The 358-nt window shown below is 60.1% G+C and carries 1 protein-coding gene; it reads left to right on the forward strand.

The genetic code is table 11. The features are described from left to right. The coding region (locus OCH239_RS23250) for a hypothetical protein (RefSeq protein ID WP_162150053.1) at positions 1-358 on the forward strand (358 nt) is incomplete at both ends.

Here is a 358-nt window from a genome sequence, read left to right on the forward strand (position 1 = left end):
TTGGAACCGCGCGCCTGGACGCGTGTTCAGGCGGCGACGGAGGTTCTTCTCGGCGCCTTTGCCTCTCAGCTGGCAACTGTCGATCATCGGAAAGGCAACCAGTTTATCGGTAGAACGTCCGTCGTGCCGGAGCTCGACGCCGAGCTGCCAGATTTGATGCCATGCTCAGAACCCGTACTGTGGAGTGCCGCGCACCCCCATTGGCGGCGCATGGTCGATTATGACTACATCGACGAGGCGGGCATCAGGAAAAGCGAGTTCTACGCGCGCACCCGGAAATACGATGCCGGTTATCGCCTCGGTCTCCGGCTTCTCGATACACCGGGTATCTCCTCTGCGATCATCTGGATATGGCCTC

Source organism: Roseivivax halodurans JCM 10272, from assembly GCF_000521785.1.
GTDB classification, from domain to species: Bacteria; Pseudomonadota; Alphaproteobacteria; order Rhodobacterales; family Rhodobacteraceae; genus Roseivivax; species Roseivivax halodurans.